Raw genomic sequence first — 18,978 nt, forward strand, 5'->3', positions numbered from 1 at the left:
GACCTCGCCCTGGCAGCCGACGCTCCGCACTTCCGGGTCGCGGCGGTGCGCCCCCACATCGTCTGGGGTCCCGGCGATACCCAACTGGTGGAACGGGTCCTGGCACGGGCCAGCCGCCGTCGGCTGCCGCTGATCGACGGCGGTGCCGCCCTGATCGACACCACCTACGTGGACAATGCGGCCGCGGCCATCGCCGCCGCGCTGCACCGCATGGACCACGCGCACGGCAGGGCCCTGGTGGTGACCAACGGGGAGCCCCGCCCGGTGGGTGAGCTGCTGGCAGGAATCTGTGCGGCGGGAGGCGTCCCCGCGCCGTCGTGGTCTGTGCCGGGCAAAGTGGCGCGGGCGGCGGGAGCGGTGGTGGAGAAGGTCTGGACCTGGGCCGGGCGGGATGAGGAGCCGCCGATGACCAAGTTCCTCGCCGAACAACTCTCCACCGCCCACTGGTTCGACCAGCGCGAGACCCGGGAACTCCTCGACTGGACACCTGAAGTCTCTCTTGACGAGGGACTCGCCAGGCTGGCCGAACACTATGGTTCCCGGCCGGCGGCGCGGGCTCATCGGTCCTGAGCGCGATGGCCAGGAGCCACAAAATCCGTGCTAATTTTCCGGGTCCTTGCCGTGTTCTTCCTGCAACAGCCTCGCGAAGTCGGAGGCGTGCGTTGCGGGCCACCAGTGGCCGGCAACCACTTTCGTCACAGTGAGGCTGGGAACCCAGTTTTCCAATCCGTCCGTCAGGTTCGGGGAGATGAACGGGTCCTTGACCGGGACAATCACATGGACAGGAATCGACACCCGAAGCGGCGGCCGGCGTTTGGCAGGAAAGTTTGCCCGGTACAGGGCAAGCCCGCGGATGGGATTGTTGCCTGCCGTTCGCCCGGTGGTCCGCTCGTAGGAGCCGGTGAGGAAGAAGCGCCAGAGCACTTCGGGCAGCAAGGGAACTTGGAAGACGGCAATGTACGAGCTGCGCAGGAGCTGTCCCAGCAGCTGCGCCCAGCCGCGCGGGTGCCGCAGCCGTTGACGCATCCACCAGGAGAAGTGCTGCAGGTCCGGTCCGGACACGCTCGTAAAGCGGCTGATCCTTCCGGCGGCACGAGGGTCCTGGATTGCTGCCCACCCCTGGATGGAGCCCCAGTCGTGGCCCACGAGGTGGACTGACGTGGCATGCGTTGCCGCCAGCACGGCGTACAGATCGTCCACCAGGGCCTGCAGCACAAAGCTCCCCGGCTTGTCCGTGACGGATGACGATCCGGCGTTGCGGGTGTCGTAAGCGATGATGTGGAATCCCGTGGCCAGTTCCCGGATGAGCGGAAGGTATAAGCGGTGGTCGTCCGGGTAGCCGTGCACCAGGAGCAGAGTAGGAGTATCGGCTGCCGGCTCCGGGCCGTATTCGAAAACTGCCAGTTCCGCCCCTTCAGAGCGGACTGTCCGCTGCCTTTCGTTCCAACCGCCCATCCCGTTGCCGGACCTATCCTGTTCCGCTGCCGGCAAGGACGGCGGGAAGTTCCGCCAGGGAGGTGACGGTGTAGCCGGGGTGCTCAAAGTAGGCGGGGTACCTGGAGTCCTCCCGGTTGATCCAGGCCGTCCGCAAGCCCGCTTTGGCCGCCCCATGAATGTCCCAGGGGTGCACCGCAACCAGCAGCATGGCGCCGGCCGGCACTCCGCAGACGGCGGCCGCGTAGTGGTAGGCAGCGGGGGCAGGCTTCCACGCGGGAGCGTCCTCCACCGCGAGCAGGGCCTCGAACTCGTCCCGCAGCCCGTCCTGCCGGAACAGTTTCTCGGCAACCTGGGTGGAACCGTTGGTCAGTGTCACCAGCCTGTACCCGTCCCGCCTAAGCGCACGGACGCCGTCGGGAACATCCGCGTGCAGGCCCAGTCCTGCCATGCCGGACAGGATGTGCTCTACTGCCTCGTCCAGGTCCCGGTTGAGTCCGATGCCGGGAAGGAGACCGCGCAGGGCCTCTGCGCCGATCTCGGCGAAGGCCCGATTGTCTCCCGCAGCCGTGAGCGCGAACCCGTCCCTCAGCAGCATGGCAAACCACAGCTTGGCCAGGGCAGCTGGGGCGCCCACCGCGGCGAACCGTTCACCCATGGGGGCCATGTCCGAAAGGGTCTCGTTGACGTCGAAGACAATCACTGATGGTTTTCCGGCCACGTCTCCTCCTGGTATTTCGCTCTTGCCTGCACCTGCCACATTCTGCCCGGACAGGCTGGACGACGGCGGGCGGGTTTAGTCGATGGCTTCGACGCCTTGCCGATTGAGTTCCTCAAGATGGTTCAGCATGTGCTGCAGCGCCCCGGGGGAGTGCGGCTGCCAGTCCGTGACTTCGTCGAGCACGCGGAGGGGCTGGCGGGTGCGGTAGGACCGGGTGGGATTGCCGGGGAACTTCTTGTCGGTCAGGTTCGGGTCGTTCTCGAACGGGCCTGTTGGTTCCACCTGATAGATGCGGCCGGGCCCTTCGCCAGCGCTGAGTTCGGCGCCCCAGGTGGCGGCGTCCAGGGTGGCCGTGAAGTAGATGTGGTTCGCGGTCTTCCGTCCCCCGTAGTTGGAGGCGTAGCCCGGAACCAGCAGATCCCCGGGCTGCAGGTCCGCCTTGGTGCCGTGGAAGAAGGGCCCTGCATCGTTGGGGTTGACCGGCTGGTTTTCCATACTGCCTCCTTGAGGACGGGCTTCCACCCTAAGCCAACCCCGCACCAAACGTCAGAGAAGGACCGCAAGCCCGGCGCCGCCGTCGTACGCTGTATCACCGCGGGCTTCGCATGCCGCTGTAGGCTACCGCCACCCCTGCCAGGAAGATCAGGACGGCGAGGTAGACCGGACCCAGGTGCCCGAGCGTGGCCAGGCCCCATGGGTAGTGCGCGGGAAGGGCCACGGCGAGCCCGACCACCGGAACGACAACAGCTGTGGCGAAGGCCCATCGTTCTCCCCGGCGCACGCCGTACCAGGACAGGCCTGCGATGGCCAGGCCCGTCGCCGCGATAAAGCCGGCAAGGGCGATATGGACGTGGCTGATGTAGTGGGACAGCTGCGGGCTGAACGCCTCGATCTCCGCTTTCCCCTTGTCCACCTGCTCCGGGCCGATGCCCAGCTCAAGGAAGGCGCCGGCGAAATTGAGTACCAGGAAGACCACGGCGTACCCCACGAATGCCAGCCCGCCAAGCGTCATGAGGGCTGCCCCCGTCCGGAGGCGGGACTGGTTCGCGGGAGGAGGTTGGATGGCGGCCATAGCCACCGCCTTCTTTCTGATGGGCGCAGGTACTGGAATAAGACTCCCTGACCGGGGGGCTGTCAAGAGAGGCTCTTTGGGCAGGTGCGGAGACAACAGGGGTGGCCTCGATATGGAGATTCAGCGGGAACTGTCCCAAACGCGGGGTGAACAGCCCGGACATGCGGAAGCCGTGGGTATCAACGGGCGCGCAAAACTTTGCCGGCCGCGAAGCATATGCGGTTGGCCGCCTTCCATCCTGCCGCAAAATGCTATTTGCCCGCGGAATTGAACGGATGATTCTTGAGCCAAACCTGCGGGGATCTTTTCTGCCCCCGCAGGCCGGGCCCTCAAGCCATGCGCCGCCGTCGTACGCTAAAACTCGGACCGTATGGATGGGGAGGCACAGGTGGCGGAAACGACGGCGGCGGCGTCGCAGCTGGACGAGGTGCTGGCCGAACTGGCCGGGCTCGAGGACGCGAAGATGCGCGCGGTGAACGAGAGGCACGGCGACGATCACGGCGTGAATCTGAGCCAGCTCCGCGCAGTGGCCAAGCGGCTGAAAACGCAGCAGGACCTCGCGGTCCGGCTGTGGGAAACCGGTGACACCGCAGCGCGGCTGCTGGCGCTGCTGGTCTGCAAAGCCAAGGCGTTCGGTCGGGACGAGCTGGACGCCATGCTGCGGGAGGCGCGTGCCCCGAAGGTGCACGACTGGCTGGTGAACTACGTTCTGAAGAAGAGCCCGCATGCCGAGGAACTGCGGGTCGCGTGGCTGGCCGACCCGGACCCGGTGGTGGCCAGCGGGGGCTGGGCGCTGACGTCGGACCGGGTGGTGAAGAAGCCCGAGGGCCTGGACCTGCCGGGCCTGCTGGATACCATCGAGGCGGAGATGAAGGACGCGCCGGACCGGCTGCAGTGGGCGATGAACACGTGCCTGGCGCAGATCGGGATCGAGCACGCGGAGCACCGGGAGCGTGCGCTCGCCATCGGGGAGCGGCTGGAGGTGCTCAAGGACTACCCGACGCCGGCGGGCTGCACGTCACCGTTCGCGCCGGCATGGATCGGGGAGATGGTGCGGCGGAAGGGGGAGTAGGGGCCGGTTCAGCCGAGTGAGTGCAGGAACGCCGAAGCGTCCGCGGCCACCCTCTCCGGGTGCTCCCACAGGACCAGGTGCCCGGCGTCGGGATAGACCTTCAGCACGGCGCCCGGAATCCGGGAGGCAAGAATCTCCTGATCCTGCAGCGGCAGCAGGTTATCCCTGCCGCCGTAGATGATCAGCGTTGACGCCCGGACGGCGCCGGCTTCGGTGGGCGGGGCGGCAGCGGTCAGTCCGGCCAGGATCTTCTTCCACGCGTGGGCAGGCATCCGGACGCCGTCGCGCACCCGGTCCTCCAGGTACCAGCCGGGAACGGGCTGGTGCAGCGTGAACCAGGAGAGCGACCCCCGGACCCAGTCCTCGTCGATGGGGTCGGCCAGCAGGTCCACCTCGTCGGCGAACGCCGGCCGGCCCTGCAGGCTCAGCGGCGACCCCACCAGGACCAGTGCGGCCACCCGCGCGGGATGCGCCGCAGCCAGCTGTTGGGCAACGTAGCCGCCGCTGGAGGACCCGAGGACGAACGCCCTCTCCGCACCGACGGCATCCAGGATCGCCGCTGCGTCCTCGGCCTGCTCCGCCAGCGAGTAGCCGTCCTCGGGCTTGTCGGCATCGCCCTGGCCGCGGAGGTCCGGCGTGTAGACCCGGAAGCCGTCCAGCCCTGGCAGCAGGCGGTCGAAGCAGCGGCGGGATTCGCCCCATGCGTGCAGCAGGAGCAGCGGCTTTGCGTCCGCGCCACCCTGGATGAGGCACGGCACCGTGACGCCGGTGCGCAGGGGCAGGTTCCGGACCTCGGACTCCATGGCATCAGGGTACGCCGGTCTGTCGGCGGTGGGAGGCCATAGACTCGGAGGCATGTCAGCTCATTGGGGGATGCCGGCACGGCGCCGGGGAGTCCTGGCCGTTGCGGCCGTACTGGTCACGGTGCTGGCCGGATGTGAATACACCGGCCCAGAGGGTCAGACGTTCTCTGCATCCCCCGCTCCACCGATACCGCAGCAGCGGTCCTTCGAGGAAAACATGGCCGACGTGGCCCGCCTGCTGGAGGCATCCCCAACGGATCCCGGCATGCCGTCCGAGGCAGAGCCCGCGGGAACGCTGTCCCTTGATCTGGCGCCGGGGGACTATCTGGTCACCGGCGCCTGTTCCGGGGCTTACGGGTCAAAGCTCACCATCGTGCGGGGAGACGGCGTACCGGAGGCGGCCAGCTTTGAGTGCGACGCTGCGCTGGACCGATTTCTCAGGCACGACGGCGGACCCCTCACCCTCAGCGCGGTGCCGCCAACGGGCAAACCGGCCGCTACGGGCGTCAAAGTCCAGACCAACCTCGACCGCAGGGCTTCCGAGCTGGAGGACATCTCGGAGTGGGCGGCGCAGCAGCTGCAACCACGCTTGCCCGGCGAGCTGCGGGGTACCAGCAGCGGGAACACCACCACCGCCAGCCTGCAGGCCGAACCTGGCCAATACGAACTGCACGTCGTCTGTGCCGGACTGCCGAAGGCTGAGCTGTCCGTCTCCACTTGGCGAGGTGTTGAAGTCCTCGCACCCGTCCATGTCCCTTGCAGCGGGAGCGTGTTCAAGGCACCCGTGGTGCTGCCCACTGAGGGGGCCGACCTCAAGATGGGCCCCGGCGGCGTGGACAGCCGTTTCGCCTACCGGCTCGTCCCCATAGGCCAGTCCTGATTGAGGGTATGCCAAGGCACTGCGGCGGGGGCCGCCGTCGTCAAGTACGACGGCGGCCCGCCGGCCTAGGTGCGGCGGTTACGCCTCCCGCCCCTCCCGCTGGAACGCCCGCACGGCCTCGCTCACCGTCGGGTAGAAGTGTTCGGGGGAGAAGCGGGCACCCATGCCGTACCGCAGCAGCCTGTCCTTGACCGGGCCCTTCATCTCCGCGAACACCAGGTCCACGCCGTGCCGTTCCAGCCATTCGTCCAGCTGGATCAGCTCATCCAGGGCGGTGGTGTCGATGCCGGTCACGGGCTCGGCGGCCAGCACCACCCGTTCGGTGCCGGGCGGGGCCTCGTCCAACGCGTTGCGGACGAAGGATCCCAGCAGGGCGCCGTTGCCGAAGAACAGCGGCGCGTCGAAACGCAGGATCAGCAGGCCGGGGACGCGCTCGCCGTCGGGGTGGCGGCTTACGTCGTGGTAGCCGGGCGTGCCGGGCACGTCCACCAGTTCGGCACGGTAGGGGTCCCAGGCCCGCCGCAGGAAGTCCAGGATGGCCAGGCCGACGGCGACCACGATGCCCTGGAGGACGCCCAGGATGGCGACCCCGAGGAACGCCGCGAGCATCACCAGCGACTCGCTGCGGCTCATGCCCAGCAGCCGGCGCACCCCCGCGGGGTCAGCGATGCCTACGGCTGCGGCGATGACGATGGCGGCCAGGGTGGTGGAGGGCAGGAACTCGGTGACCTCGGGCGCCACAAGCATGAACCCGAGGACCAGGACGGCGCCCACCACGCCCGTGAGCTGGGACTTCGACCCGGACTCCACCGCCACCGGCGTCCGGGAGGTGCTGGCCGAAACGGGGAAGCCGCCCAGCAGGCCGCTGGCCGCGTTCGCCGCGCCCAGGGCCGCCATCTCGTGGTTGCCGGACACCTTGCCGTTCCGGGCCGCGGCCAGCGACTGGGACAGGGTTCCGGTATCAACAAAGACGATCAGGGCGATGCCCGCGGCTGCGGGCAGCAGGGCCACGACGTCGGCCCAGCCGATCCCGCCGAGGGCCGGCGCCGGCAGCCCCTGCGGCAGGGCACCGGTCACGTCCACCCGGTCGCGGAGTCCCAGCAGGGCCACGGCGACGCAGGACACGACGACGGCGATCAGCACGCCCGGGACCTTCCACTTCAGCCACCGCGGCACCAGGATGAGGGCCAGTGAGGCCAGCCCCAGCAGCAGCGCCGCCATGTTGGTTTCGCCGGCGAGCACCTTCGGCAGCGCGGCGAAGAGCTTGTCCCAGGGCGTCTCGCCATCCACGGAGATCCCCAGGAGCGTGGGAATCTGGGAGGCCGTAACCAGCAGGGCGATGCCGTTGAGGTAGCCCAGCCGGATGGGTTTGGAAAGCAGTCCCGTGACGATGCCCAGTCGCAGTACCGAGCCGACCAGCATGATGGCGCCGATGAGAATGGCCAGCAGGCCCGCGAGCGCCACGGATCTCTGTTCATTGGCCGCGGCCAGGGGAACCAGGGCCGCCACGATCATCGGGGCGAGAGCCGAATCCGGGCCCAGCACCAGCACCCGCGACGGCCCCACGGCAGCGTAGACAATCAGCGGCACGACGGTGGCGTAGAGGCCGGTGACCGGCGGGAGGCCGGCGGCCTGGGCGTAGGCCATGCCCGCGGGGACCAGGACCGCGAAGAGCGCGGCGCCGGCCACCAGGTCGTGCCGCAGCCACCCGATCTCATACCCGCGGAGTGACGGCGGGATCCACCAGGATCGGGGCTTACCGGAGCGGCGCATGTTCAGATCATGGCTTATCCGGTCCTTGTCCGCCATCAGCCAGCGCGAAGGCGGCGACACTAGGTGCACCCGCATATTGACTGCACGCAGCAAGGGGAATAGCTTCTGCGTTAACGGGGTCGGTTGCCCCGTTTCTACGCGACTAGGGGCCGGATCTGGGCCGCTCCTGCATGGCAACGGAGCCACGTGAGGAGGATTCTGCGCGGACGCCATCCTGCTTCAAACGTACCCGGGCTCCGCGGGTACCTCCCGGATGGCCACAGAAACCGGGTTAGGGATCCAGGAAAGGAAAGAACAATGCCAAAGTATCTGTTTGAGGCGACGTACGTGGGCCAGGGCATCAAGGGGCTCATGCAGGAGGGCGGTACCGCACGGCGTGACGCCCTCACGGAGGCCTTGGCCTCGGTGGGAGGAACGCTGGAGTGCTTCTACTACGCCTTTGGTTATTACGACGTCCTTGGCGTTTTCGAGGCGCCGGATGATGCAAGTGCCGCAGCATTGTCGCTGCTGATCAATTCGACGGGGAACGTCAACGTCCGCCTGAAGCCGCTTTTGTCCGTGGAGGACATTGACGAAGCCGCCAAGAAGACGCCGTCCTACCGCGCGCCGGGACAGTAGTAGGGCGCCTGGCACCGTGGCCAGCGGTCCGCCGTCGTAACCTACGACGGCGGCCCGCTCGCTGCCCGGTTTTATGTGCGGCCAGGGACCAGGTCGCTGGAGCGTGGCACGGCAGTACTGCTACGGACGATGAAGTCGGTACTGATGAGTTCGTGAAGGTTATCCGGGGGCGGGGACTCTTGGACGCCGGGCATGGCGGCAGGGCCACTTTCAGCCGCACCGTTAGAAGGCACCGCCGTCTCCGACAACTTCTGCAGGAGCCGCCGTGCCGCCAGCTGTCCTTGCTTGCGGGGAAATTGCTGGATGGTGGTCAGCCCGAAAGTCTCGCCGAGTTCATGCCCGTCGATGCCCACCACGGACAGGTCCTGCGGCACCTGGAGGCCAAGGTCCCGTGCAGCAAGCATCACGCCGATGGCCATCTCGTCGGAAGCGGCAAAGACAGCGGTGGGGCGTTCAGGCATGGCGAGGAGCGTCCGGGCTTTTTGGTAGGCATCCTGCAGGGTGAAGTCCGACGCGATGATCCACTCTGGCCGGATGGGTGTCTTGGCTTTTTGCATCTCGTGTTCGAAGCCGGCCTGGCGCTGGTCCGTCAGTTTGAAGTCGCGGTAGGGGTCGGTTCCTCCGCTCACATGGGCGATTTTCTGATGGCCAAGGCCCAGAAGATGCCCGGTGGCCAGGGAAGCTGCGGCGAAATGGTCGATCCCGATGGTTGGGACCCCCGGCATGGGTCCGCCGATGCCCACTACCGGGCGGCGGATTGACAGCATGCGCGTCAGTTCCTCTGTTGTCAGCTCGAGTGAGACCGGCAGCACCGCGTCCAGGCGCTGCCTCATGAGGAAATCCCCGAGCACCGCGTCCTGATGATCGCGGTCGCCAAAAATGTTGTACAGCGCCAGATCGTAGCCCACCGTAATGAGTTCCTCGCCAATTCCTGCCACCACTTTGGCGAAGTACCAGCGGTCAACCGACGGCACGATGACGCCGATGATGCGGCTGCGGCCTGTAACCAGGCTCGAGGCGTTATAGGAACGAACAAAGTTGAGCTCCTTGGCCGCGGCCAGCACCCGGGCCCGGGTTGCGGCTGCCACCGAGCCGTTGCCACTGAGCGCGCGGGAAGCGGTGCCCACGGAGACGCCGGCGCGGGCAGCAACTTCCTTTATGCCTGTCACGGTCAACTTTCCTCACCTTGGAGCCGCGCCTGTACGGCGCAGGGAGCAGCCGCTATGACTCCTCGTCTTTTCACGGTAGTGGAAAGACTGCCCTTCTGCAGAAGGCGGCACAGCGGCCAACGGCTCCAATTGCGGCTGTCCAGCAGCGAGCTAAGCCTCCTTCCCCACGAATAATGTAAACGTTTCTATGTCTGAAGTTTCCCTGTTTTCCGGGGATCTTTCCGGTCGATGCCTCATCTATACGCTATTTGAGCTGCTGCTAGACGTCGTGGTTGGAAACGCTTACACTAGTTCGTGACACAGGTCACGCTCGCCGCCTTGCTGAGGCAGGTGACGCGCATTCCTCTTTCAAAGGAGAAACAGATGAGTAGGATTCAGGGCGCCCTCGCGGTTACCGCCACCGCGATGCTGCTGCTTACCGGGTGTGGAAACGCTACCCAGGCAAACCAGCCGGCCACATCATCACCGGCTGCGGCGGGGTCCACCGCAGCCCCGGAACGGGCGGACGCCGATCTGGTGATTTGGACCGACAACTTGAAAGCCGATTCGGTGCGCGCCTTCGCGGACGATTTTGCGGCCGACAACGGCATCAGCGTGGCCGTCCAGGTGGTGTCAGGTGAGTTCCAGACTGCCCTTGTGACAGCAAACGCTGCGGGCAACGGGCCCGATGTGTTCACCGGCGCACATGACATGATCGGCAACCTCGTGCAGAACGGCTCCATCGATCCACTGCAGATAGCACCGGATCAACTCAAGGGCTACACCGAAACAGCGGTCAAGGCCGTGACCTACAACGAGTCCGTGTACGCGCTGCCGTACGGGATCGAAACGCTTGGTCTCTTCCGCAATACAAGCATCGTCCCGGAGGCCCCTGCGACTTTGGAGGATGCCTTCGCCACAGGCGCGGAGGCTGTGGCTGCCAAGAAGGCAGAAGTTCCATTCAGCCTGCCGCAAGGGAACAGCGGTGACGCCTACCATATGCAGCCGTTGTACACCTCGATGGGTGGCTATCTCTTCGGTGCAACAGCCCAGGGCGACCCGAATCCCTCCGACCTGGGCGTCGGAGGTGAAGGTTCCGTGGCCGCCGCCCGGAAGATCCATGAACTCGGGGAGGCGGGAAGCGGCGTCCTGAAACGCTCTATCAGCGTGGACAATTCGATCTCTTTGTTCGCTGACGGCAAGGCCCCCTACCTGGTGGCGGGCCCTTGGGCCCTGAACCAGGTGGAGAAGGCGGGAATCCCCTTCGAAGTAACACCCATCCCCGGCTTCGAGGGACAGGCTGCTGCCCGGCCCTTCGCCGGCGTCCAGGGCTTCTATGTGGCATCGAACGGAAAGAACGAAGCCTTCGCCCATGAGTTCGTGGAGAACGCGATGAACACCGAAGAGGGCATGACGCGGATGTTCGAAGGAGCGAAGCTGCCGCCCACCATGACGTCCGTTCGGGAGAAAGTCGCGGGCCAGAATCCTGCCATTGAGACGTTTGCCTCCGCAGCGGAATCCGCCCAGCCTATGCCGGCGATTCCGGAAATGGCTGCCGTTTTCGCACCCCTTGGTCAGGCCTTCGCGGCGATCGTTGGCGGCGCTGAGCCGGAAAGCACCATGCGCGCGGCTGGGGAAACCATCGCTGCTGCAATCGGCAAGTAGGAAACGGACCCGGGGGCCGATGCACATGTCTTCGGCCCCCAGGGCCATGCTGCCCGGATTGGAATCCAGGAGAACCCCATGATCGAAACACTTAAACGCCTGCAGCGCCCCTCGTCGCCTGCATCAGAGCAGTCCGGCACAGGCCGTGAACGTACCACCACACCTGTGGCCCTCTTCGCCAAAATCCTTGCACTGGGCACTGTTGTTGGCTCAGCCGCTGCCCTCACCCCTGCCCTCATCGCTACAGGGCGGTGGGGATTCCTCGCAGCAATCTGGGTCGTCGCCGGGGTTCTGCTGCTGACCTACATCACCGGTCGTGGGGTGCCGGCCAAGTATCTGGTGCCCGGAACACTCCTTCTGGTGGTCTTCCTGGTGTATCCCATCGTGATGACGTTCCAGATGTCAACGACGAACTTCGGCGATGGAACACGGACGTCAAAAGAAGAAACTATCTCCCAAATCATCGGCGCCTCGGTGGTCCAGAGCCCTGACTCCCCGCGCTACAACCTCTCGATAGCCACTGAAGGGAACCCCACCACGGGGCCGTTCGCTTTTCTCCTCGTTGAGCCCAAAAGCGGAAATGTGTTCCTCGGTACTCCTGATGACGGGCTTCAGGAGCTTGACCCGGCAGACGTTACCATTGCCGGCGGGTTCGTCACCGAGGCGGACGGTTACGAGCTCCTGACACCGCAGCAGGTCAACAGCGTGAGCGAAGAGCTCAAGGAATTTGCGGTCCCCACCGATCGCGGTGCCATCCGGCAGCTGGGCATCCGCCAGGCGTTCGAGGGCGCTTCGCCGCTCAAGTACGACGAGGCGCGCGACGTCATCGCCAACACCGCCACCGGTGTGGAATACACCCCGGTCAAGCAAGGCGACAGGGAGTACTTCGTTGACGCGGAAGGTAAGCGGTTGTCCGACCAGTCCTGGCTGGCCAACGTGGGCTTTTCGAACTATCTGCGCGTCTTTTCGGACCCAAGGATCAGCGGGGACTTCCTGCAGATCTTCGCCTGGACCTTCATCTTCGCAACAGTGTCGGTAGCAGGAACGTTCCTGCTCGGGCTGGGGCTGGCTACCGCGCTCAACGATCCGCGGATCAAAGGACAACGCTTCTACCGGGCCATCCTCATCCTGCCCTACGCGATCCCGGGGTTCATCGCCCTGCTGGTCTGGTCCAGCTTCTGGAACAAGGACTTCGGCCTCATCAACAGCGCCCTGGGCCTGGACTTGAACTGGCTCGGTGACCCCTTCCTGGCGAAGGCAGCCATCCTGCTGACCAATTTCTGGATGGGCTTCCCGTACATGTTCCTAGTCTGCACCGGAGCCCTCCAGGCCATCCCGGCCGACCTCAAGGAGGCCTCACGGATCGACGGCGCCAGCGGTTTCCTGGGGTTCCGGAAGATCACGTTCCCGTTGCTCCTGGTGACTGTTGCCCCGCTGCTGGTATCCACATTCGCCTTCAACTTCAACAACTTCAACGCCATCTATCTGCTGACAGAGGGCGGACCGTTCGATCCCGCGAACCCGACGGCGGGAGCAACTGACATCCTGATCAGCTACACCTACCGCCTGGCCTTCGGCGGGCAGGGCGCACAGCTCGGTTTTGCCGCGGCCGTGTCCGTGCTGCTGTTCGTTGTCACCGGCATCATCGCCGCCATTCAGTTCCGTTTCACGCGCACCCTGGAAGAGGTGAACTGATGTCGTCTTCCCAGACACGTCTCGCTGAAGTACCGGTCCAGGAGCCGCACCGTACCCCCGAATCCCGGCGCAGGCAACACCGCAGCCGATGGTTTGCCGAAGTGGGGTGGCGCCACCTCGTGGCACTTGCTGCGGTATTCATAGCCCTGTTCCCCGTGTTGTTCATTGTCTCGGCGGCGCTGAACCCGCTGGGCACCGTAGCCTCCACCAGCCTGATTCCCCGTGAAGTGAGCCTCGTGCATTTCCAGGCCCTCTTCACAGACCCCAACCGGCCTTACCTGCGGTGGTTCGCCAACACGCTCATCATCAGTACAGTGGTCACCCTGGGGCAAATCCTGTGCAGCGCCCTGGCCGCCTACGCCTTCTCCCGGTTCCGCTTCAGCGGCCGGCGGATCGGCTTGCTCAGCCTGCTCCTCATCCAAATGTTCCCCCAGTTCCTCGCTGTAGTGGCGTTGTACCTGATGTTCACTGCCATCGGTGAGGTCATTCCCCAGCTCGGCCTGAACACCCTCCTGGGTTACGGACTCCTGCTCATGGGCGGGGCCCTCTCGCAGGTGTGGCTGATCAAGGGATTCTTCGATTCGATTCCGAAGGAACTGGACGAAGCGGCGATCATGGACGGAGCGGACCACGCCACGGTGTTCTTCCGGGTCATCTTTCCGCTGGTAACCCCGATCCTTGCGGTCACCGGCCTGTTGTCCTTCATCGGTGTGCTGGGCGAATTTGTCCTGGCATCAATCTTCCTCACCGATAACGACGTCAAGACCCTGGCCGTCGGCCTGTACGCCACCATCGACGCCGACCGGTCGGGCAACCTGGGCGTCTTCGCCGCAGGAGCCCTCCTGACCAGCCTGCCCGTGGTGCTGCTGTTCCAGTTCCTGCAGAAGTTCATCACCGGGGGACTCACCGCCGGGGCGGTCAAGGGATGAGCACAACACAGCTCTGGGACCAGCCGCATCATGACGGCTCGGCGATGTACATTTCCAATCCCAACCCTGAACTGGGGGAAACAGTCACGGTGTTCCTTCGGGTTCCCCGCGCCAGCGGCATAACCAAGGCACTGCTCCGCGTGTGTATCGACGGCGAACAGGCCCTCGTGGCGGCGGGCGTCGATCGGGACAACGGCGATGAACTCTGGCTGCGCGCGGATTTCCCCATGGAAAACCCGGTTGTGAACTACCGGTGGCTGCTCGACGGCCCGCCCAGCGGTTACCAGTGGTTGAACGGGACCGGCCTGCACACCGGTGACGTCACGGACGCCAGCGACTTCCGTATCACCGCCTACGCCCCGCCCCCTGCCTGGGCGAACAGCGCAGTTCTCTACCAGATTTTTCCGGACAGATTCGCAAAATCCATCGACCGGCCGGCACCCGATTGGGCCATCCCCGAGGACTGGGGAAACAAGGTCATCGGACGCGGACCCGAGACCCCCTACCAGTACTTCGGCGGAGACCTCGACGGGATCACCGCCCGCCTCGGGCACATTGCGTCCCTGGGGGTGGACACCGTCTACCTGACGCCGATCTTCCCTGCACGGTCAAACCACCGGTATGACGCGTCCAGTTTCGACCAGGTGGATCCGCTGCTTGGCGGCGACCAGGCGCTGCAGCGACTGTCCGGTGCTTTGCATGCCCGGGGCATGCGCCTGCTGGGCGACCTGACCACGAACCATTGCGGGGATGCCCACGAGTGGTTCAAGACCGCGGTTGCGGATCCGGACAGCGTCGAAGCAGGATTCTTCCTCTTCACCAACCACCCTGACGAGTACGTGTGCTGGTTCGGGCACAAGTCCCTTCCCAAGTTCAACCACGCCAACCCGGAACTGCGCCGGCGCCTCTACGAGGGCAAGGAATCCGTGGTGGCCCGCTGGCTGGGGCCGGGCGGGTTTGACGGGTGGCGCATCGACGTCGCCAACATGACCGGACGGCACGGGACCACCGACCTGAACCACATGGTGTCCACCACTCTCCGCCGCACCATGGCCGAAACCGAACCGGACGCGCTGTTGCTGGCTGAACACAGCCACGATGCATCGCAGGACCTGCAGGTGGATGGCTGGCACGGCGTGATGAACTATGCCGGTTTCACCCGCCCGGTATGGCAATGGCTGAAGCCGGCAGCCCCCGTTCCGTTCGAGGAGGGGCCGTTTGTTGCCATTCCGCGGCTCTCGGGGACGGACATTGTGGGCTCTATGCGTGCCTTCGCGGCGGCCGCTCCCTGGCGGGCCACTGCGCACGCCCTGAACCTGGTGGGTTCCCATGACACCTTCCGGATCAGCACCATGCTCGGTGACGCGGGCCTCGTCACGGTGGCCTTTGGCCTGCTGGCCACCATGCCCGGCATCCCGATGTTGTGGGCGGGAGATGAGATCGGGCAGGAGGGCGATAACGGTGAAGACGGCAGGCGCCCGTTCCCCTGGGACAACCTTGGCGAGTGGGACCATGACCGGCTCGTCGCCACCCGTGCCCTTTTCCAGGCGCGGAAGCAGTCCGAAGCCCTCCGGCAAGGCGGACTGCGGTGGCTCACCATCGGCGAGGACGCCTTCACGTTCCTGCGTGAATCGCCCCATGAAACGGTCCTGGTCCATGCAGCCCGGGCGGACCACGCCGCCATCAAAATGCCGGCCCGCGTTGTCGGCCCCCACCTTCGCGGGCTGGCTGGAACCCCGGACCTCCACGCGGACACCGGGGGAACCATTACCCTGCCCAGCCGCGGGCCCGGCCTTGCCATGTGGCGCTGCGACGCGCCAATGACAGGATTCGAAAGGAACCATCAATGACTGTCTCATCCCACTCGCGGCAGAAGACCCGCCAACTTTCCCCGGCCCCCGACTGGTGGCGCCAGGCGTCTGTGTACCAGATCTACCCGCGCAGTTTCCATGACAGCAACGGGGACGGACTGGGCGACCTGCCCGGTATCACGGCTAAGGTGCCCTACCTGAGGAAGCTGGGCATCGACGCCGTATGGCTGAGCCCCTTCTATCCCTCCGCGCTCGCGGACGGAGGTTACGACGTCGACGATTACCGCAACGTGGACCCCCGGCTGGGCACCCTGGCCGACTTCGACGAGATGACCGCGGCGCTGCACGAAGCAGGCATCAAATTGATTGTCGACATCGTTCCCAACCATTCATCCGACCGCCACGAATGGTTCTGCGAGGCGCTGGCTTCCCCTGCCGGTTCTCCGGCCCGGGACCGCTACATCTTCCGCGACGGGCTGGGACCCGGCGGGAACGAGCCGCCGTCGGACTGGCAGTCGATCTTCGGCGGTTCCGCATGGGAACGAATCACGGAACCGGACGGTACGCCCGGGCAGTGGTACCTCCACCTGTTCGCCAAGGAGCAGCCTGACTTCAACTGGGACAACCAGGAGGTCCGCGAGGACTTCCTCACCACGCTCCGGTTCTGGGCCGACCGCGGTGTCGATGGGTTCCGCGTGGACGTGGCGCATGGCCTGACCAAGCACCTTCCCGAGACCCTTCCGGCTGAGATCGAGATGCCGGGCATGGCCTCGGAACACGGGCAGCACCTGATCTGGGACCGTGACGAGGTCCATGACATCTATGCCCAGTGGCGGCAGGTGTTCAACGAATACGATCCGCCGCGGATGGCCGTGGCGGAAGCGTGGGTCCACCCGTCCCGGCGTGCCCGTTACGCCAGCCCGGAAGGACTGGGACAGGCCTTCAACTTCGATCTTCTGACGGCGGACTTCGATGCGGCGGAGTTCCGCTCGTCCATCACCAGAAATCTCGCTGAAGCTGACGCTACCGGGGCCTCTTCCACCTGGGTGTTCTCCAACCACGACGTGGTCCGCCACCCCACCCGCTACGGGCTCTCTGCAGCGCCGGTGCCTATGGCAGCCGTGGAGACGGAGACGGGCACGCCGATGGCTGGCGGAGCACATGATGGCAAAGCGTGGCTGCTGGCCGGCGCGCCGGAGCACGAACTCGACCGCGACCTGGGACTGGCCCGTGCAAAGGCCGCCACGCTGCTAATGCTGGCCCTTCCCGGATCCGCCTATCTGTACCAGGGGGAGGAACTGGGGCTGCATGAGGTGACTGACATCCCGGATGAGCATCGGCAGGACCCCGCATTCTTCCGCAACCCCGGCGTGGACATCGGACGGGACGGCTGCCGCGTGCCGCTTCCCTGGGACGTGGATCACACCGCGTTCGGCTTCAGCGCCACCGGGGCGCACCTGCCCCAGCCGCAGTGGTTCAGCAAGGTGGCAGCAGAACTGCAGGAAAGGAACCCCCGATCAACCCTGAATCTCTACCGGAAAGCCCTCTGGCTCCGCGGGATTCTGCAGGGGCCGGAGGAACTGCAGTGGATTGAGGAAGCTGATCCGCAGGTCCTTCACTTCGCCCGTCCGCAGGGCTGGCACAGCGTCACCAATTTCGGCGACAAGCCGGTGCCGCTCCCCGCTGGCCTGGTGCTTTTGTCCAGCGGAGTCCTTCCCCCGAACGGAACGTTGCCGCCTGCCACAACGGTGTGGCTGACCCGCTAGTTGGGCAACCCTCTCTCACCTCCTGCAGTAAATTGGGCAACCCTCTCTCACCTCCTGGATCTGCTTAAGCTACCGGATGCACGCTGCCGCGGCAGCACAGCCGCCGGACTTCAAAGGGAAGTGATAGAGGGATGCGTAAAAGCTGCACGAGCTGATAGAGCGTTGCAGGAAAAGCTGCAGGAGCTGATGGAGCGTTGAAGGAAAAGCTGCAGGAGCTGATAGAGCGTTGGAATGCCGGGTTGGACAGCGGCGTATCCGCAAGCGCCCCAGCCACCTACGCTTGCAGCGCCTGGTTACCCAGCCACCGCCGCCTTCGCCGCCTGGGAGGCCGCCATCCACTCGCTCAGCCACGGCGCCCGGACGGTGGACGTGATCCGGCAGTCGGCCACAAACGTTCCCTTGGCGCCGGCGTCGATCCAGTCCTTCAGCGCGGCAAGATCGGACAGCGAGCGGATGACCGCGGACTCGGCACCCAACGCCCGGGCGACGCCGCTGAAGTCCACTTCGGGGATCAGCATCGGCTTCTCGGTCAGGCCCTGCGAACCGTACTGGTGGATTTCAGCCCCGTACGCGGCGTCGTTGTAGATCACCACAACGGCACTGCTCGCCGCACCGATCAGCGATTCCAGGTCGGCCAGGCCCATCAGGAACCCGCCGTCGCCCGAGGCCAGTACCAGGGTGTGGCCGTCCTCCAGCGCACGGGCCGCCCCGACGGCGCTGGCCAAACCCAGCCCGATGGACTGGAAGGCGGTCCCCACCATCACCAGGTCCTGCGGCCGCGGGATGTTCCAGTACATGGGTGCCCAGCCGATGAAGTGCCCGCCGTCCTGGACCACCGTGCGGCGCTCCGGCAGCACGGCATCCAGCGCCGTGGCCAGGGCGCGCGGGTCCAGCCGGCCGTCCTCGGTCACCTCGGAACCGGGGTGGTGGGCAGGCCCCTCGGCCAGACGACGGCGGGCGTCCGCGCGCCAGCCTTCCGCTCGTGTTTCACCGTCCAGCAATGACAGCAGGCTCCCCGCGGCGGACTTCACGTCGGCGCTGACGAACAGTTCCACCCGCGGGTTGGTCGGCTGCAGGGCGGTGTCGATCTGGATGACGGTGGCATCCGGGCCTAGCAGGTGCCCGAACCGCAGGGTGAACGGGCTCAGGCTCGCCCCGGCCACCAGGACCACGTCGGCCTCGCCCATGAGGCCCGCCGCGGTGTCAGTGCCGAAACCGCCGGCCACGCCCAGGTACCCCTCGCCATTGAGGAGGTTGAGCGCCAGGGCGGTTCCGGCGGTCAGTGCGCCGAGCCGGTCGGCGAGCTCGCGGAGCTCCGGACCTGCTCCGGCTAGGTGCGCGCCCCGGCCGGCCAGGATCAGAGGCCGTTTGGCACTGGCGAGCAGGCGGGCGACCTGCCCAAGGCCGCCGTCGACGTCGTCCCGCATCTTTGGTGCCGTCCGCTCGGGAAGCTCCTCGTCCGTGGCCTCGAGTGCGGCGAGGTCGTAGGGGATGGCAAGCACGACGGCGGTGCGCCGGGTGAGTGCGTACTCCACCGCCTGCCGGGTGACGGCGCCGGCGGTGTCGCGGGTGACGGTGAAGGTGGCCGCGC

Annotated in this window: 17 protein-coding genes; 9 read left to right on the forward strand and 8 right to left on the reverse strand. The window is 66.0% G+C overall.

From position 1 onward, the window contains the following. Window positions 1-570 (forward strand): Rossmann-fold NAD(P)-binding domain-containing protein (locus AC5RTT_RS16335; protein WP_494146068.1); only part of this gene is annotated, 570 nt, incomplete at its 5' end. A 30-nt stretch (window positions 571-600) separates the two neighbouring features. Here the strand turns inward: AC5RTT_RS16335 and AC5RTT_RS16340 are convergent. From AC5RTT_RS16340 to AC5RTT_RS16355, 4 genes are all read right to left on the reverse strand, one after another. After that, complete coding sequence (locus AC5RTT_RS16340) at window positions 601-1,455, reverse strand: alpha/beta fold hydrolase (protein ID WP_494146069.1); 855 nt, start codon at window positions 1,453-1,455, stop codon at window positions 601-603. 13 nt (window positions 1,456-1,468) lie between these two features. After that, on the reverse strand, window positions 1,469-2,155 hold the full coding sequence (locus AC5RTT_RS16345; RefSeq protein ID WP_494146070.1) for a haloacid dehalogenase type II: 687 nt from the start codon (window positions 2,153-2,155) through the stop codon (window positions 1,469-1,471). 75 nt (window positions 2,156-2,230) lie between these two features. Continuing rightward, on the reverse strand, window positions 2,231-2,650 hold the full coding sequence (gene arr, locus AC5RTT_RS16350; protein WP_494146071.1) for an NAD(+)--rifampin ADP-ribosyltransferase: 420 nt from the start codon (window positions 2,648-2,650) through the stop codon (window positions 2,231-2,233). Window positions 2,651-2,744: 94 nt separating this feature from the next. Then, window positions 2,745-3,227, reverse strand: a complete 483-nt coding sequence (locus AC5RTT_RS16355) for a hypothetical protein (protein ID WP_494146072.1) — start codon at window positions 3,225-3,227, stop codon at window positions 2,745-2,747. A gap of 370 nt (window positions 3,228-3,597) precedes the next feature. Between AC5RTT_RS16355 and AC5RTT_RS16360 the strand changes: the two genes are divergently transcribed. Further along, on the forward strand, window positions 3,598-4,299 hold the full coding sequence (locus AC5RTT_RS16360) for a DNA alkylation repair protein (protein ID WP_494146073.1): 702 nt from the start codon (window positions 3,598-3,600) through the stop codon (window positions 4,297-4,299). An 8-nt stretch (window positions 4,300-4,307) separates the two neighbouring features. On the opposite strand, the gene AC5RTT_RS16365 is transcribed toward AC5RTT_RS16360, so the two are convergent. Beyond that, window positions 4,308-5,102 (reverse strand): alpha/beta fold hydrolase, encoded by a 795-nt coding sequence (locus AC5RTT_RS16365; protein ID WP_494146074.1) that lies wholly within the window; start codon window positions 5,100-5,102, stop codon window positions 4,308-4,310. Between the two features lie 52 nt (window positions 5,103-5,154). Here AC5RTT_RS16365 and AC5RTT_RS16370 point away from each other — a divergent pair, with 52 nt between their 5' ends. Further along, window positions 5,155-5,982: a hypothetical protein gene (locus AC5RTT_RS16370; RefSeq protein WP_494146075.1), complete on the forward strand. Its 828-nt coding sequence runs from the start codon at window positions 5,155-5,157 to the stop codon at window positions 5,980-5,982. A 78-nt stretch (window positions 5,983-6,060) separates the two neighbouring features. Here the strand turns inward: AC5RTT_RS16370 and AC5RTT_RS16375 are convergent, their stop codons facing one another. Beyond that, on the reverse strand, window positions 6,061-7,815 hold the full coding sequence (locus AC5RTT_RS16375; protein WP_494146076.1) for a SulP family inorganic anion transporter: 1,755 nt from the start codon (window positions 7,813-7,815) through the stop codon (window positions 6,061-6,063). Between the two features lie 237 nt (window positions 7,816-8,052). Between AC5RTT_RS16375 and AC5RTT_RS16380 the strand changes: the two genes are divergently transcribed. Beyond that, window positions 8,053-8,373 carry a GYD domain-containing protein gene (locus AC5RTT_RS16380; protein ID WP_494012044.1) on the forward strand — a complete coding sequence of 107 codons (321 nt, stop codon included), beginning with the start codon at window positions 8,053-8,055 and terminating at the stop codon, window positions 8,371-8,373. Window positions 8,374-8,444: 71 nt separating this feature from the next. Here the strand turns inward: AC5RTT_RS16380 and AC5RTT_RS16385 are convergent, their stop codons facing one another. After that, window positions 8,445-9,542, reverse strand: coding sequence for a LacI family DNA-binding transcriptional regulator (locus tag AC5RTT_RS16385; protein ID WP_494052471.1), 1,098 nt, complete (start codon window positions 9,540-9,542; stop codon window positions 8,445-8,447). A gap of 363 nt (window positions 9,543-9,905) precedes the next feature. Between AC5RTT_RS16385 and AC5RTT_RS16390 the strand changes: the two genes are divergently transcribed. The 5 genes from AC5RTT_RS16390 (at window position 9,906) to AC5RTT_RS16410 (ending at window position 17,387) form a co-directional block, all read left to right on the forward strand. Further along, complete coding sequence (locus AC5RTT_RS16390; protein WP_494012042.1) at window positions 9,906-11,186, forward strand: sugar ABC transporter substrate-binding protein; 1,281 nt, start codon at window positions 9,906-9,908, stop codon at window positions 11,184-11,186. Between the two features lie 78 nt (window positions 11,187-11,264). Continuing rightward, window positions 11,265-12,881: an ABC transporter permease subunit gene (locus AC5RTT_RS16395; protein WP_494146077.1), complete on the forward strand. Its 1,617-nt coding sequence runs from the start codon at window positions 11,265-11,267 to the stop codon at window positions 12,879-12,881. Continuing rightward, window positions 12,881-13,810, forward strand: a complete 930-nt coding sequence (locus AC5RTT_RS16400; protein WP_494146078.1) for a sugar ABC transporter permease — start codon at window positions 12,881-12,883, stop codon at window positions 13,808-13,810. The genes AC5RTT_RS16395 and AC5RTT_RS16400 overlap by 1 nt, the downstream gene beginning before the upstream one ends. Beyond that, the gene (locus AC5RTT_RS16405; protein WP_494146079.1) at window positions 13,807-15,660 is read left to right on the forward strand and encodes a glycoside hydrolase family 13 protein; all 1,854 of its coding nucleotides are present in this window, start codon (window positions 13,807-13,809) and stop codon (window positions 15,658-15,660) included. Before AC5RTT_RS16400 ends, AC5RTT_RS16405 begins: the two co-directional genes overlap by 4 nt. After that, on the forward strand, window positions 15,657-17,387 hold the full coding sequence (locus AC5RTT_RS16410; RefSeq protein ID WP_494146080.1) for a glycoside hydrolase family 13 protein: 1,731 nt from the start codon (window positions 15,657-15,659) through the stop codon (window positions 17,385-17,387). The genes AC5RTT_RS16405 and AC5RTT_RS16410 overlap by 4 nt, the downstream gene beginning before the upstream one ends. A 293-nt stretch (window positions 17,388-17,680) precedes the next feature. Here the strand turns inward: AC5RTT_RS16410 and AC5RTT_RS16415 are convergent. After that, window positions 17,681-18,978, reverse strand: a 1,298-nt coding sequence (locus AC5RTT_RS16415; RefSeq protein ID WP_494146081.1) for a thiamine pyrophosphate-binding protein, incomplete at its 5' end; no start/stop codon positions are given.

The organism is Arthrobacter sp. Y3221157, from assembly GCF_059089865.1.

Coding starts and splice junctions, on each gene's coding strand:
- AC5RTT_RS16380 (WP_494012044.1), top strand. CDS start 8,053: ATGCCAAAGTATCTGTTTGAGGCGACGTACGTGGGCCAGGGCATCAAG.
- AC5RTT_RS16365 (WP_494146074.1), bottom strand. CDS start 5,102: ATGGAGTCCGAGGTCCGGAACCTGCCCCTGCGCACCGGCGTCACGGTG.
- AC5RTT_RS16410 (WP_494146080.1), top strand. CDS start 15,657: ATGACTGTCTCATCCCACTCGCGGCAGAAGACCCGCCAACTTTCCCCG.
- AC5RTT_RS16370 (WP_494146075.1), top strand. CDS start 5,155: ATGTCAGCTCATTGGGGGATGCCGGCACGGCGCCGGGGAGTCCTGGCC.
- AC5RTT_RS16355 (WP_494146072.1), bottom strand. CDS start 3,227: ATGGCCGCCATCCAACCTCCTCCCGCGAACCAGTCCCGCCTCCGGACG.
- AC5RTT_RS16405 (WP_494146079.1), top strand. CDS start 13,807: ATGAGCACAACACAGCTCTGGGACCAGCCGCATCATGACGGCTCGGCG.
- AC5RTT_RS16340 (WP_494146069.1), bottom strand. CDS start 1,455: ATGGGCGGTTGGAACGAAAGGCAGCGGACAGTCCGCTCTGAAGGGGCG.
- arr (WP_494146071.1), bottom strand. CDS start 2,650: ATGGAAAACCAGCCGGTCAACCCCAACGATGCAGGGCCCTTCTTCCAC.
- AC5RTT_RS16390 (WP_494012042.1), top strand. CDS start 9,906: ATGAGTAGGATTCAGGGCGCCCTCGCGGTTACCGCCACCGCGATGCTG.
- AC5RTT_RS16395 (WP_494146077.1), top strand. CDS start 11,265: ATGATCGAAACACTTAAACGCCTGCAGCGCCCCTCGTCGCCTGCATCA.
- AC5RTT_RS16400 (WP_494146078.1), top strand. CDS start 12,881: ATGTCGTCTTCCCAGACACGTCTCGCTGAAGTACCGGTCCAGGAGCCG.
- AC5RTT_RS16360 (WP_494146073.1), top strand. CDS start 3,598: ATGGATGGGGAGGCACAGGTGGCGGAAACGACGGCGGCGGCGTCGCAG.